Genomic DNA, 13,542 nt, shown 5'->3' with positions numbered 1-13,542 from the left:
GTTTTAACAATGTGAGAAGGAGCAACCCATGAATATGATCACAAAATGATCGCAAAGCGGCTTCTTTTCTAGTGAAAAAGACGATGAATGAAAACGGTTTGCGCATGATCGGTGTAGCAGTTGCATTTCTGCTGGTTTTTGGAACCGGCTTCTATTTGCCCCATTTCGGTAGGCCATATGGTGTGGCTCTTTTTACAGCGCATAAGCTGGTTGCAACTGGAATACTGGTCTTCCTTGGGGTAAACATCTACAAAATTTACAAGACATCAGCATTGGGGGGGAGCGCATGGCTGATTATATCACTTGCGGTTCTGGCATTTGTTGTCATGATTGCATCGGGTAGCGTGCTGAGTGCAGTCAAATCAGCACCAACAGTGATTGCGGCTATTCACAAAGTAGTCTCGTATATGACGGTGCTGCTTGCGATCGCAGCGTTCTATTTGCTGCTGGAGTAGAGAACTAAACCCACGCAAATAATTTTCTCACACCCGCCCGCTTCACGGAGAAATGGGTGAGCAAAAGAACAATTAAGCCAACGAGCGCTGCATCAACGGCATTGAGCTTATTAGTATCAAGGATCAACATACTCCACCCAAAAAGCACCCACTGCACAAAATATATCGCGGTAACGTTCTTACTCCAATAAATCAGCACTTTGATGATTCGATTTTCAATACTCAACGTTTGTTCAAGCCAATGGCAAACGCTAAACCATGCCAAAACGAACCCAATCATTAACAAATGGATGCTTGCGCCACTTCGATAGTAATCGCCTATAGGGGAAAGAACGTCAAATGCTAAAATTCCAACAGCACTGAAAAGAAATATAACTATTCCCAAAGCGCTTAGGCCAAAACCATACCAGCCCATTTTCCGTAGGCTACTCTTGAGCCTGTCACCACTGAGCAAATACCGGCTGAGATACATGCCTAATAGTGGATAAATTATCCATGGAAAAAATGGGAAATAGACAGTGTTAGCCTCGCCCCAAAAAGGATCAAAAAATGGATTACTGCCGAACCTACCCCACAAGAATGGAGAAGCTAAAAGTACAGTGAGAATCAGCAAAGGTATCGTATTTTTTTGATCAGTTATTTTTTTGATCAAGGTACAGAAAATTAGAGATAAACCAGCCAGATGAAAAATATCAACAGCAAATAGCAGGGTTAGAAGAGTCTCACCTTCAGCTAAGTTAAGGTTATCCCTGCCATATAGCGATATCGCGATGAGCACAGGGATCGTGAATCGCAGTAGGTTTAAAATAATCCCAAGTATCAGTAGCTTAATCCCCCGCCACATATTTTGGCGCGTACTTGCCTTTGATTTTATTAAAAATGCTCCCATCAGTAGCATAAATACTGGAGCAGCAGGAGCCGTCCCTAAGAGGACAAAGAGATTCGCTAATAAGCTGTCTCCTTCGCCGCCAGACACTTCATGGACAATCATGCAATGCTGGGTAAACATGCCAAATACAGCAAAACCCCGAGCAATATCTAAATAGTAACTTCGTTTGTTAACCTTGCCTTGTGGTGTCATGATTGATAAGAATTACTGGCTGAATTGTTGGGTGAGCAATTGTGTGCGAAATTTCCAAAAAATTATAGCGATGATGACAGCCACGATGGCTAAGGCTGCTCCAAATTCTCCAGTAATATGGGCAGTGATCTCCGTATCCACTGTCACAGGTAACTGCTATGTACAAAATCTTGACCGCTAGTCTAGTTTTTGCGATCGCTGTGGGGTGTAACAATTTTCTTTCAGACCGTAAAGAGTCTGCTGCCCCAGCTTCCTCGACCACAGACCCCGTCGAGATCAGGCCGTCTAATGAACCCACAACATCGGTACTTGAGCCAGAAGTGACCGTATCTCTAGCTCAGTCTGAAACGCTTTATAGACGATAGGCTCAACCCATAACCTCACAAATTTCTCATATTTTACGTTCAAAACATGATTTGCCGCCTTATCAAGTGGCAGTGGTCTCTCTTTATCCGGGGCTGGTTCGAACGGAAAGAGTCATGCGAGCGGCGGAATACCTGGATTTAAGTAATTCTGAGTCTCCCCAGTTTTTAGGAAGAGTGGTTGCGGCCTTGACATCAGCCCCAAATGTCATGGAAAAGTCAGGCAAGGTTTTAGTTGCCGCCCAATTGGCTATGGATTATGGGATTACTGATATCGATGGAAAACAACCTCGACCGCTATCGCTTGCTCAAGCCTAAACTGAACAACAGCGTGACGCCATCACATCAAATGCCATCACATCAAATGCCATCACATCAAAAATCACCAGTAGTCATGGCCTTACTCTTGCATAAGGTTGGGCGAACAGTTCTTTCTCGCCAACTTGATTTTCAGCCGCACTTTGCCGCCAGTGCCGTTGGGCCAATTTGATAAACAGCCATCGCCACAGGCTGAAGGGCATAAAGGGAATCGGTGTTTTTGTCATCAGCTTGGCGGCTTCAGGTGGGACCCGTTGCCCATCCGCCAGGGCTGCACTGGTGATATCCAGGGCCTGGATAACATGCTCTACTGGTGGCCCCTCGCGCTCAGTTCCCTTGATAGGTTGACCTCCAAACAACGCTTCTCCGGCTCCCAGCGCCAGCCCTCCTAACCAAATCAGCCCCATATCAATGGCAAAGCGTTGACAGATGGCTAACGCCAGTGCATTGTGATGGGCTTCGGGAAATCCATTGTTAGCGATCGCAAAAAGCCGTTTCGGACTTTCCGGTGGGTCGGTGGAGAGATGCTTAGCCATCACCTCAAGTGACTTCATCACCAGGAATGGGAGTGAATCGACATACAGTGGAAACGCCAACAGTATCAGCTCAGCTCGGTCCACAGCCGCCAAAAATTCCGCTTGCCCCTCGCCCTGTAAAAGGTTCTTCTTGAGTGTTAATGACTCGGTTTCCCAACCCCGCTGATTGAGTTGCGCCAACACATATCCGCCCAAGACGCCGGAGGTGCTGGGGGATTTAACCTTGGGGCTACCGATGATCAGCAAAGCCCGACCTGGACCATCCAGGGTTGGAGTGTCAACGCCAGCAGTGACAGCTGGCATTAGCGAGGCAACCACCTTACTTGACGGAAGATTATCATTTCTAACCAGCACGGATTGAAGTTGCTGGCGCACATCTTCTAGAGCATCCGTACTTAAGACAACGTCGGCAGCATAGGTGGGAGCATGAGAGTTGAGGGCGTTACGCCCAACCAGCAGCTTAAACAGGTTGGCTTCCGCGTCATTCGACTGATGCTGGACGCCAATGCCGACCAGTCGCGGATTTTTTGAATACCGGGGGTGGTGATGAAATTCACCATGATAAATGCCAAAATCAGGAAGAACTAGCGGTATCCGGCGATCTTGACTTTTTTTGATTTCCGATGAATATCCCCCAAATGTAACAGGAGTAAAGAGGATGGTCAGATCACTCTGGACGACTGCCTGAGTAATATCACGCCCTGCATCAGGCTCCAGACAGATGCCCGGCGTTTTTACCCAGCAGCCAAAGCAGCCGATACAGGTGCCCATTTTGATGTCTCTCAATGGAAAAGTCTGCACCGTTGCGCCACTACGGTGCAGCTCATTCAACAGAAGGTCTAATATCAGGGATAGGGATTCATCACCTACGCCTGAGCCATCTAGAAGAACAATTTTTTGATTCAACATAGGAAACCTCCCACATACTACAAAGAGTGTCTGTTCATCTTCGGTCACCGTTGCACACAACAGAATTATGAGCCGTCATCATTGGCGGCGAAGATACATCCCATTGCTTACTTCCAAGTTTCAGCAAAAAAGTTGAGGAACTTGTGGGGGGATCCGCTTTAGAGAGCTTCACAAGTTCCTTATGGTTTGTCCTCAAACTTAAAAAAGGGGAATGTGAACTGAAGATGTGGCGTTGAATCTATCGTAACCAACCATCAAAATAAGGAAACCCTGTCTGCTACGGTGTATCCAAAGCAGCCACCGACCGGTTAACGGCAGACACGGCACATGATTTGCAGCCCTATCAAGTAGCCGTGGTTTCTCTTTATCCGGGATTGGTTCGAACGGAAAGAGTCATGCGAGCGGCGGAATTCCTGGATTTACGTAATTCTGAGTCTCCCCAGTTTTTAGGAAGAGTGGTTGCTGCCTTGGCATTAGCCCCAACTATCATGGCAAAGTCAGGTAAGGTTTTAGTTGCCGCCCAATTGGCTATGGATTATGGGATTACTGATATCGATGGGAAACAACCTAGACCCCTGACGCTTGATCAAGTCTAAGGCGGATCAATTTATTCAGATGCGCGTACAATTGATGGGGCATCGTTAACCACCCCGATCAGGAGAAGTACACCGTGGCTCAGGTATTCGATGTTGTTATTCGTCCCATAGAAGATAACGAGCGACGAAGTGTACATGCTCTTATGTGTCGAGCTTTTTCACTTTCCGATCAACTGGCTTTTTCATGGACACCCAACGTCCTAGTTGCCGAGGGAAATGGTCAACTGTTGGGAGCGATTGTCCTCAAACTGTTTGCCCTCCCCCACCATCGTAAAGCAGGCTCGATTTCATGGCTATTTACAGCACCAGAGGTGCGTGGTCAGGGGGTGGGGCAGCGTCTGGTTGAGGCTGGATTTGATTTCTTTGAGCAACAGGGATGTGATGAGATTCTGGTTACCGTTGAGGGTTTTAATACTAGCTCCAGTAAACTATTTTCTACCCGTGGATTTAAGATCCTGTCCCCTGGAATGCAGTTTCGACGCTATGGTCTAGCAACATTTGCTGTATGGGCAAAGCTCTCTCATTATTTTGATCTAGGTCATTTCATATGGGCACGTCCTGCCCCACAGTCATCAGATAGTCCCACATTGCAGTGGTGGGGCACGATTATAGCCAACTCTCTGATTGGGCTATTGATGTGGTGGCGACTGGGCGATTCCATAGCAGTTGATCCATGGATGTGGTGGCAACTACCACCGATAGTGATGCTGTTGTTTGGTGTGCGATATTTGGGCATGGTGCTGATGGCACGCCAGCAAGGGTTGGCAGTACGGTTTCGTGCCTGGGAATCCGGATTTATGCTCAGTGCAGCCATCGCTCTAGTCTTTGCGGGGGCAATGTATCCCATACCCGGCAGCGTTTATCCCACAACAACCCAGTGGCGCTATCGAGACTTGTTGCCCAAGTTGGGTCGAATGGCATTAGCTGGCACTCTTCCGGTGTTGTTTCTCGTATGGGGAGCTTGGACGATATCCCGGTTAGGTTTACTCTCTACCACCTGGCTAAAGATACTGCTTTTAGTAGGTAAACCGTTGATCCTGTTCGATATTGTTATGCCGTTTTTCCCATTTTTCAGTTTTAATGGACGGCGATTATGGGATTGGCATAAAGGTATTTGGGCAGTGTTGGCAACGGCAGCTATAGCGGTCTTTTTGATTGGTAGAACATAGGAAATCAATGTGTATCCATTCTATGGACAAACTCATCGAAAATTTAGTGCATTTAAGTTCCTCAGAGCTTAATGAAATTTTGGATAAGCGAGATTCGGGTGCCTTTGACAATGCCTGGTGTAAGCAGAGTGAAGCCGTCCCAGAAGTAGAAGAACCTTTTGACTTAGAAGATATTTTCGTGAAATTGTCAAAAATCACCAATCACCATGAGATTTGTTCGTATATCGCTGATGATCTTGAGTTATTATATCGTGCAGACAAAGTCGGAATCACCTCTGATTTCTTAACGCATCTAAAGAGTTGTTATGCAAGAGGTGAAGTTCCCTGTAAATGGGAAAGCTGATAGTTCTCGATGGGAGTCGTATTGCGAACGTTAGCCTACAAAATGCTGTTAGGGCGATGTAGGGCTAACTCCACACCGAGTGCGATCGCTGCACTTTGATCTACCCCCCCTGCCGTCAAAATGCCCTGGGCGATCGCTGCCTGCTGCAGTTGTTGAACCGCATGACGACGGTCTACGTGGGCAATTTCGTGGGCGATCACACTGGCTAGCTGTGCCTCATTATCTGCCGTTTGTAGCAAACCTGTATTGAGATATACAAATCCTCCCAATGTGGCAAAAGCATTCACCCCATCGTCTTCAATGACTTGAAAGGTGTAAGGGATTTGGCGGCATTCAGTATAAAACGCCATAATTCGGACATATTCTGGATGATGGCGCTGTTAGGGAATTATAAATATAGTTAGACCAAAGCGGCTCTCTGTTCTGTTTTGTGTCATTGTCATGGGTCTATCTGGTGGCTTGACCAGGATCTATGCCATGGCCCAACACAATCTTGTGCTGCGGCAGACCAATCTGAATATTGGCCTTGTCAAAGGCTTGTTTAAGGCGCAGGCGAAACTCTCGTCCAACGGGCCATTGTTGCATCGCTTGGGTTTTGATCCATACTCGGATCAAGATACCAGCATGGGAGATGTGATCAACACCAAGAACAGAAGCGGGTTCTAGAATTTTGTCTTGCCATCGGGGATCGGCAAACAGGGTGTCAGCAACCGTGCGAATGAGCTCAAGGGCTTGCTTGATATCAGCGTCATAGGCAATCTCGATGGTGAAGTCAATCCGCGACCAGTCTTTAGTAAGGTTTGCAATCGTAGAGATTTGACCGTTTGGAATAGTAATCAATCGGCCTTCAGGATCGCGAAGTTGGGTCGTAAATAAACTCATGTGCTCGACTAGACCAGAATATTCGCCAATTGTAATCACATCTCCCAAGACAAATCGGTCGGTCCATAGAATTACCGCACCATTGAGCATATCTTGCAGGACATCTCGCGAAACAACGGCTGCTACAACTGCGATCGCACCAACACTAGCGAGTACCGTGGGATTAATCCCCAAAGCCTGGATAGTGAGGTAAATGCCAAGGGCTATAAAAAAAATAGTCGTGGCACTTTTGAGAGCAGGAGAATAGGTGCTAACGCGCAACGCAACCCGGCTGGAATTGGGATCTTCGATCTGGGTCACTTTACCCCACTGATTGAGGTGATAGTCAATCTCAATGTCAACCACCGTGTCGAGCAGGCCCATCACCAGCCAGATAATGGGTACCCAAATTGCCTGACTGAAGAGATAGGGGGCATAGGGTCGGGTCATCGGATATAGCCGTGCAATTACACCACCTGCTCCAAAGCCGGTACACACCTCTAACCAAAAGACCAAACGCACAACCAACTTTATCAGATTAAGCCGTTGCTTAAGTAGAGTTTGTTCTTTGAGAAATCCCGTAGAAAAGTTGATCCACAATTGATTCATCGACTGACCCGCCTCGGTTACTGCAATCAGCGGATTGAAGGCCCGATCAAAGCGAAGTTGGAGCGACTGCTGGGCCGATGGGTCGGCGGGGGGCTGAGTGGTCCCTGGGTTGCTAGACTCAGGAGCCACCGTAATTGACTGTTGGAGTTCTTTTTCTGACGCTTTGAGGCGTTTGCGCAGGGTACGCTTGCGACGACGCAACCAGCGACGCACATGCTCAAAGCTAGCGATAAGGAGAGCAGCCAAGGTAAGGACTGTGAGCATGATCAGCGGCCTCGCCCATGGGTACTGCTGATCAAATGATTGTTCCCATAGCCGATGGCTAAGGCCGTTGCGAATTTTCTCTTTCCAGTCTGCGGCTAGAAGTTCTTTGTCTTGACCATTATGTAACGCATCAAACTCATTAACAGTAACTAAGGATTGCTGCTGGAGCCTATACTCTGGCTGAGCAGGCAAAAACACGACCGTCTGATCATTTTCGAATCCCACCTCCACCCTGGGGGTGCTCGGGTGCAGCTCAGTTCGTGCTCGAAACAAGTCAATCCAGTAACTATTAACCGTTACCAAGGTTTTCTGAACCTCCTCCTGTTGCTGCATTGTGCGCAACACTTCCCGAAAGCTTCGCTGCACAAGCTTAGAACGGGTCTCGACATCCAGGGTTTGAGCATCTGGAGCGGCTACTTGAGTTGGGCCTGCAACGCTAAAACTAATCCCCGTTGAACCATAGAGGTAGACATTACTGCACATCAGCCTGCCGCAGGGGTACTCAGCATTAGGACGCCAACCAAAAACGGCTTCGGTCGGGTGATTGGATTGTTGGACGATAGGTGGCAATTGAGCAACTGCTGGAGAGGCAAGCAGCAGGACACTGCTAAAAGTGATGAGGGCGTAGAAGAGACGACATCGCAATGGGATAAAGGGCAAGAAAATGACTACGATATCAGTGTAACGAGGAAGTGATGACGGAACCAGCGGATACCTAACCGATGGCATGCTCAGGTTTATGACGCACGCAAACCGGACTGGGATAACTCACGATCTTGCACTAAGGTCGGTTGTGAAGCTCAAACCCACGTTGGGTTCAAAACCCAACGCTAATTGAGGGCTGTCCACTCAAGGGACAAGATTGGCTGGGCCGCTCTAAATAGAGAGCTTTTAGGGATTTTTTAACCGCTTGAGCGGTTTTGAGCCAGTTAGCCTTGCGACTTTGAGTCCAAGGCGGGTTAATGCTTCCTTGCCAGGTGCAAGATCTCAGATAAGGTAAAACCCAAGGACATTCTATTATTTGTTACGAATTATGTATTCCTAAAGCCCTGATGATGTAAGGCTGACAGATAACAACTTTCAACGGAGACTTGCTAAAAACCCGGTATGCATAGGATTTACTCTCAATGTCACCGATATCCTGACAGTTGTTTGACGTCTACACATAATCCTCATCTTTTTATTCAGGTATTGATGGGGTGAAGGCACTATTGTTAACAGTCCCAATCTGTTATGGGCGTTTCGCGCCACCAGGATACGGATGGGAAAATAGATCCATAACATCATAGGTGAGGGGAGTTTGCTAGCAGATATTATCCCTCCACAGTATACATAGCAATCTCTTTAGCTATCCTACTACACGGAACCAGTATCGGAAGTACTATAGAGGTTGGGTTAGACGACAATTACCCGTCACAATAATTGACGTCTAATATGATGGAGATAGGTGTTGAAGGGGAGCTTATTTCATGAAGCCTCACAAAGGTATGACTTGCCTGGCATTGATGATAGCCACAACAGGGCCGATAATATCTGGATGCACTAAGTTTATTGACCAAGCTCAATTAGGTGTTGATAGGCATCCTTTGACGAACGAGAAAACAACCGAAGCTCACCAAATAATTGTTAATGATGAAGAGGTTGCAACTATTTCTGCTCAGCCAGATGAATTTGCAGGATATGTCCCAGTTATGCCTATTGTAGAGGCGCTGGGAGGAACATATATTTGGGATAAAGCGACTCAAACTATTACTGTTGAGCAACAAGATGAGATGGGCCTCACATTTAGAGTTGGGGATCTAAATGTGATACGAAATGGATATCCACTTCGTATTCGTGAATCCCCCCAAATAATTGATGATCAGGTTTGGGTGCCTGGATACAACTGGCTACCGGGGAGTACCATATCTAGGATGTTTGACGTTGATTATGCCAACTGGGATCAGTCTGAGAAAGTATATCGAATCTATCGATTCCCTGAATCTGACCAGGTTCAGACCGATTTAGAAGATGCGGCTGTCGCAGCAGTGAAACAGTATCTTCAGGCACAGCACATTGAACTGACAAGATCTCCATCGGAATTGTCTCAATCACCACAGGACATTCTCATTAAGAGTGTACAGCAGCTTTCAGAGTCGGGTACAGTTAATAATGGCTTGGTAAAGGTAGTTGTTAGTTTTTCAACAGCCTATCAGCCTATACCTGAAGAGGCTTGGTTGTTTAGCCAAGCAGGAAAGACACAGTATGAGCATAGCTATTTCCTCCGGATTAGAGAAGGTGAGCCTCATTTTGAACTGATTTCAGAGAAGTCAGATCGAACTGGACTCGGTGCTCCCATTCCGCTTTTAGATGAATCTGATTTTTCTCGAATTGCCGACGATTGGGAAGCAGAGAATTTTTATTCCCTTCCCGAGCTATTGGAGATACTTGACCATATGGTTACAGAAGTAGACCGTCCAAGCTTTTCGGAACTATTGACTAGAGTCACTACACAGAACTCATTTTATCTCTCAGAATTGGATGGCGAAGTGATATTTAGCTATTTTTCTGAGTCTGTTAGACGTAGTCCAGAGTGGGAGATATTTCTGGAGCTAGAGAACTCTAAAGATCCTACCTTTACAGTTCTGAGTGCATCTTCATTGGAAGACCAGATTACTGCAACTATCCTTGGCAACTGGACCGTAGATAGTGTCAATATGAGGCCTATTCTGTTGAATATTGAGTTATCTCAGAATAACAAGATTTGGAAAATTACTCGCATGGAAAATATTCGTCAATATAAGAATATCTATAGTCTAATGAGGCTAGAACCTCAGCTCTATGAAGAAATTGCTGAACAGTTTGTTTTTAGGAAAGAAACGGATATTTCTCCTTTCTACTTATAATCTCAGGCAATATGTGTCAGAGGCATGAGATTTATGGGGAGAGCGGGCTATACGTTCGGCAGCTAATCTAACTCGACAAGACGGGAAAGATTTTTTAGCACTTGTCCCGCAGGTACCGATTAAAACAGAAGTGCAGGCATTTCCATTAAAGCAAGCAATCGCAGCGAGCGGATATTAGATCTGCCTTTGGCTGTAATCACAAAACCTTGGATTGAAACAACATGACTCAAAGATATTCTCATTTTATCCGGAAGGTAGCTAGTTACTCATTCGGGAGTACGAAGTACCTTGTGTAAAGTGTTGAGCAAAGACTCTGTAGCATAGGGCTTGAGTAAAAACGACTCGACATCAATGCTGAGGGTGGTGGCTAGATTACTATCCGAAGGCAAGCCACTAGTGGCAATAATCTTTACCTGAGGATTCATTTTTTGTAAGGTTTTGATAGCAGTGGGGCCATTCATCTGGGGCATCATCATATCCATTAAGACCACTGCAATATCTTGTTGGTGTTCAGCAAAGGTGGCGATCGCATCAATCCCATCATAGGCTGTTAAGACTTCGTAGTGATAGGTTTCTAACCATCGTTTAGTCACCTCACGGATAGGAGCTTCATCATCTACCACCAAGATTAACTCCCCTTGCCCCTGAGGTAAGTTCTCTTCGACAGTGGGTAACGTCTCAGAGGCCTCAGACGCTGGCAGATAAATCTGAAATCGACTCCCTCGGTCAACTTCACTGTAAATCTTTAAAAATCCACCGTGGCTTTTAACAATGCTGATAGCGGTAGAGAGTCCCAATCCGGTACCTTGACCCAATTCTTTGGTGGTAAAAAAGGGATCAAAAATCTGATCGATAATGTCTGGTGAAATACCTTCACCGGTATCCTCTACGCTAATGATTAAGTAAGAGCCCACATTGGCCTCTAAGTTCACCCGAGCATAGTTGTCATTGGCGTGAAAATTTTGGGCCACTACGGTCAACTTTCCTCCATTGGGCATAGCATCCCGAGCGTTGACACAGAGGTTCATCAATACCTGATGAAGTTGGGTCGCATCTCCATAAATGGTCCAGAGGTCCGATTCAAGTCGGCTATTAATGCTAATCGATTTAGGAAACGTTTGCTGGGCTATTTGTAGCACCTCTCGAATGAGATGCTTGATCTGTAGTGCACCGCGTTCTCCTTCTAGACCCCGTGAGAACGAGAGCACCTGGTTAACCATATCAACCCCTCGCTGGGTACTCGATTGCAGTACCTCAATCAGCCGCAGTGCCTGGGTATTATCTGGGCGAATCAGCATCGGTAATAGCTTGGCAACTCCTAAAATTGGCGTCAGGATGTTGTTTAAGTCATGGGCGATACCACCTGCCAGGGTGCCAATGCTTTCTAGACGTTGGGCACGTAAGAACTGACGCTCTAGCTGTTTTTTGTCGGTGATGTCTGTATTGACAACCAAGATTGACTGGGGATATCCCGTATCCTCTTGCATGAGGGTCCAGCGGCTTGCGACTGTGATTTTTTGACCAGTTTTGGTCACCTGCTGGAGTTCTCCTTGCCACTGCCCTGTCTGATCGAGTGTTGTTTGGATGTCTTCAAATTCAGGCAGTGATTCACGATAGATTAGCTGATTAATGGTTTGTCCTAGGGCCTCGTCTACGGTCCACCCATATAAGCGTTCAGCGCCGCGATTCCAAAAGAGAATTTGTTGCTCAGGACCACGCACCATAATCGCATCAGTGGTCACATCCAGCAAAGCTGCTTGCGCCCGGATTGTTTGTTCGGCCTGTTGGCGCTCATGTTCCTTGGTGTCAAGTTCCTGTTCTAACTGGATAGTACAGTTCTGCAGCAGTCGGAGATTTTCTGTTTCTAACTCCGTCAGTTTATGTTGTAGCAGTTCTAAAATACCGTACATCTCCAATGGATCGAGTATCCTCAGAATATCGGTTTGAGTGATAACCCCCTGCAGCTCTCCCTGGTGGCTGGCTACTACCAAGCGTCGGACTAAGTGCGCCTGCATCTGTTGATGCACAGCCCAGAGCGAATCGTCTGGGTCCACCAGAAATAACGGGGTGCTCATGACTGCTTGCACCTCTAGTTGTTCTAGGTTAAATTCCATCATCCGAAACTGGACAATATCTCGCTCTGTAAGAATGCCAATCGGAAAGAGCTGCAAAGACTCTTTATCCTTATCCGAGGCCTGGCATGCTTCTGTAATCACAATGCAGCTGGTCTGATGCTCGGCCATCAGCTGAGCTAGCTCCATCACAGAGCTGTTGGGTGGTGCATGAATGACTTGTGTGCTCATCACCTCCTTAACTGACCGGATTCTCAGCAAATCACTGGGTTCTAAGATTTCACGAATACTACGAAGCGTGACAATACCCAGGAGTTGGTCTTGTTCATCGAAAATCGGTAGATGACGAATCCGATGCTCACGAATCAGATTCAGGGCGACAAAAATGTCTTGATTGCCTGTTATTTTGAGCGAGATTACCGACTGGGTCATGACGTCGGCAATGGTTAGATCGTCCTGTATCCTCCCATTGGCGATTAGAGTGACCACATCTCGCTCGGTAAAGATACCTAATAATTGCCCATCCGTCATGATTAGGACACAACTCGACTGTTTGGCCTTAGCCGCAGGAGGCTGCGTCTCCGTTGCCGGTTCACCAAAGTTGCAATGGTTAACCCAAGCCTGATTCATCAAGCGGATGACCTCGGCAAGCGACGTAGATGGTTCGACAATCAGGGGCTCAGAATCAATTGCCTGTGACAGCATAAGGGGGGCGGGATTGCTCATTGGCTCAAGAAGAAGGTTGAAGGGGGCTCGAGTCGATGGGGTTGAGCTGTTGAGTTAGCCTAGGGGCATCTCAGAGTTGCGTTATGGCGGATAAAGTCTCTGGTTAATGTCCTTCTTAGATCATAGGTAAGGGGATAGTAGGCTGAGGAAGCAGTATATTTAGAGCCTGTTCGGACGTTGAATCCTGGGGATGGATAACGTTTGCTCTAGCTAGAGTTTGTCTATGGGCGTTGAAAAAATAAATTCACATGAATCCAGATTTACATAACTTATCTTAAGTAATCCTACATAGTTCAGAGGAAGAGTGTAAGGATGTTAAGTTTTCTAAACCACTATAAACGACACTGGCAACAAGC

The 13,542-nt window shown here is 46.7% G+C and carries 11 protein-coding genes and 2 pseudogenes; 7 read left to right on the top strand and 6 right to left on the bottom strand.

The window, feature by feature from the left end; translation table 11 throughout:
• Nucleotides 1-83: 83 nt before the first annotated feature.
• On the top strand, nucleotides 84-455 hold the full coding sequence (locus SPB21_RS33740) for a hypothetical protein (RefSeq protein ID WP_499869438.1): 372 nt from the start codon (nucleotides 84-86) through the stop codon (nucleotides 453-455).
• Between the two features lie 4 nt (nucleotides 456-459).
• Here SPB21_RS33740 and SPB21_RS33735 read toward each other — a convergent pair whose 3' ends face one another.
• Nucleotides 460-1,536 carry an acyltransferase family protein gene (locus tag SPB21_RS33735; RefSeq protein WP_499869437.1) on the bottom strand — a complete coding sequence of 359 codons (1,077 nt, stop codon included), beginning with the start codon at nucleotides 1,534-1,536 and terminating at the stop codon, nucleotides 460-462.
• Between the two features lie 12 nt (nucleotides 1,537-1,548).
• Nucleotides 1,549-1,683, bottom strand: a complete 135-nt coding sequence (locus tag SPB21_RS33730; protein ID WP_499869436.1) for a hypothetical protein — start codon at nucleotides 1,681-1,683, stop codon at nucleotides 1,549-1,551.
• A gap of 11 nt (nucleotides 1,684-1,694) precedes the next feature.
• Here SPB21_RS33730 and SPB21_RS33725 point away from each other — a divergent pair, with 11 nt between their 5' ends.
• Both SPB21_RS33725 and SPB21_RS33720 read left to right on the top strand, forming a co-directional pair.
• Entirely contained in the window at nucleotides 1,695-1,901 is a 207-nt protein-coding gene (locus SPB21_RS33725) for a hypothetical protein (protein WP_499869435.1), read from the top strand.
• A gap of 51 nt (nucleotides 1,902-1,952) precedes the next feature.
• Complete coding sequence (locus SPB21_RS33720; RefSeq protein WP_499869434.1) at nucleotides 1,953-2,216, top strand: hypothetical protein; 264 nt, start codon at nucleotides 1,953-1,955, stop codon at nucleotides 2,214-2,216.
• A 74-nt stretch (nucleotides 2,217-2,290) separates the two neighbouring features.
• Here SPB21_RS33720 and SPB21_RS33715 read toward each other — a convergent pair whose 3' ends face one another.
• Nucleotides 2,291-3,661 carry an NAD(P)H-dependent oxidoreductase gene (locus SPB21_RS33715; protein ID WP_499869433.1) on the bottom strand — a complete coding sequence of 457 codons (1,371 nt, stop codon included), beginning with the start codon at nucleotides 3,659-3,661 and terminating at the stop codon, nucleotides 2,291-2,293.
• 284 nt (nucleotides 3,662-3,945) lie between these two features.
• Between SPB21_RS33715 and SPB21_RS33710 the strand changes: the two are divergent.
• From SPB21_RS33710 to SPB21_RS33700, 3 genes and pseudogenes are all read left to right on the top strand, one after another.
• A pseudogene (locus SPB21_RS33710) lies at nucleotides 3,946-4,257 on the top strand (Rossmann-fold NAD(P)-binding domain-containing protein); the annotation flags it as partial.
• A 74-nt stretch (nucleotides 4,258-4,331) separates the two neighbouring features.
• The gene (locus SPB21_RS33705) at nucleotides 4,332-5,426 is read left to right on the top strand and encodes a GNAT family N-acetyltransferase (protein ID WP_499869431.1); all 1,095 of its coding nucleotides are present in this window, start codon (nucleotides 4,332-4,334) and stop codon (nucleotides 5,424-5,426) included.
• A 22-nt stretch (nucleotides 5,427-5,448) separates the two neighbouring features.
• The gene (locus tag SPB21_RS33700) at nucleotides 5,449-5,769 is read left to right on the top strand and encodes an immunity protein PIM1 family protein (protein ID WP_499869429.1); all 321 of its coding nucleotides are present in this window, start codon (nucleotides 5,449-5,451) and stop codon (nucleotides 5,767-5,769) included.
• A gap of 44 nt (nucleotides 5,770-5,813) precedes the next feature.
• Here SPB21_RS33700 and SPB21_RS33695 read toward each other — a convergent pair.
• Both SPB21_RS33695 and SPB21_RS33690 read right to left on the bottom strand, forming a co-directional pair.
• Nucleotides 5,814-6,092 (bottom strand): annotated as a pseudogene (locus SPB21_RS33695) (M48 family metalloprotease); the annotation flags it as partial.
• 124 nt (nucleotides 6,093-6,216) lie between these two features.
• On the bottom strand, nucleotides 6,217-8,232 hold the full coding sequence (locus tag SPB21_RS33690) for a mechanosensitive ion channel family protein (protein ID WP_499869427.1): 2,016 nt from the start codon (nucleotides 8,230-8,232) through the stop codon (nucleotides 6,217-6,219).
• A gap of 857 nt (nucleotides 8,233-9,089) precedes the next feature.
• On the opposite strand from SPB21_RS33690, the gene SPB21_RS33685 reads away from it, so the two are divergent.
• Entirely contained in the window at nucleotides 9,090-10,388 is a 1,299-nt protein-coding gene (locus SPB21_RS33685; protein WP_499869426.1) for a copper amine oxidase N-terminal domain-containing protein, read from the top strand.
• Nucleotides 10,389-10,654: 266 nt separating this feature from the next.
• On the opposite strand, the gene SPB21_RS33680 is transcribed toward SPB21_RS33685, so the two are convergent.
• Nucleotides 10,655-13,186: a CBS domain-containing protein gene (locus SPB21_RS33680; protein ID WP_499869424.1), complete on the bottom strand. Its 2,532-nt coding sequence runs from the start codon at nucleotides 13,184-13,186 to the stop codon at nucleotides 10,655-10,657.
• Between the last annotated feature and the right edge of the window lie 356 nt (nucleotides 13,187-13,542).

It is taken from the genome of Leptothoe sp. ISB3NOV94-8A, from assembly GCF_043421595.1.
GTDB lineage: Bacteria > Cyanobacteriota > Cyanobacteriia > Phormidesmidales > Phormidesmidaceae > Leptothoe > Leptothoe turfae.
Note: the sequence above shows the minus strand (reverse complement) of the source record. Positions and strands in the feature narration are given on the sequence as shown.

Coding starts and splice junctions, on each gene's coding strand:
- SPB21_RS33725 (WP_499869435.1), top strand. CDS start 1,695: ATGTACAAAATCTTGACCGCTAGTCTAGTTTTTGCGATCGCTGTGGGG.
- SPB21_RS33690 (WP_499869427.1), bottom strand. CDS start 8,232: ATGCCATCGGTTAGGTATCCGCTGGTTCCGTCATCACTTCCTCGTTAC.
- SPB21_RS33715 (WP_499869433.1), bottom strand. CDS start 3,661: ATGTTGAATCAAAAAATTGTTCTTCTAGATGGCTCAGGCGTAGGTGAT.
- SPB21_RS33735 (WP_499869437.1), bottom strand. CDS start 1,536: ATGACACCACAAGGCAAGGTTAACAAACGAAGTTACTATTTAGATATT.
- SPB21_RS33700 (WP_499869429.1), top strand. CDS start 5,449: ATGGACAAACTCATCGAAAATTTAGTGCATTTAAGTTCCTCAGAGCTT.
- SPB21_RS33740 (WP_499869438.1), top strand. CDS start 84: ATGAATGAAAACGGTTTGCGCATGATCGGTGTAGCAGTTGCATTTCTG.
- SPB21_RS33680 (WP_499869424.1), bottom strand. CDS start 13,186: ATGAGCAATCCCGCCCCCCTTATGCTGTCACAGGCAATTGATTCTGAG.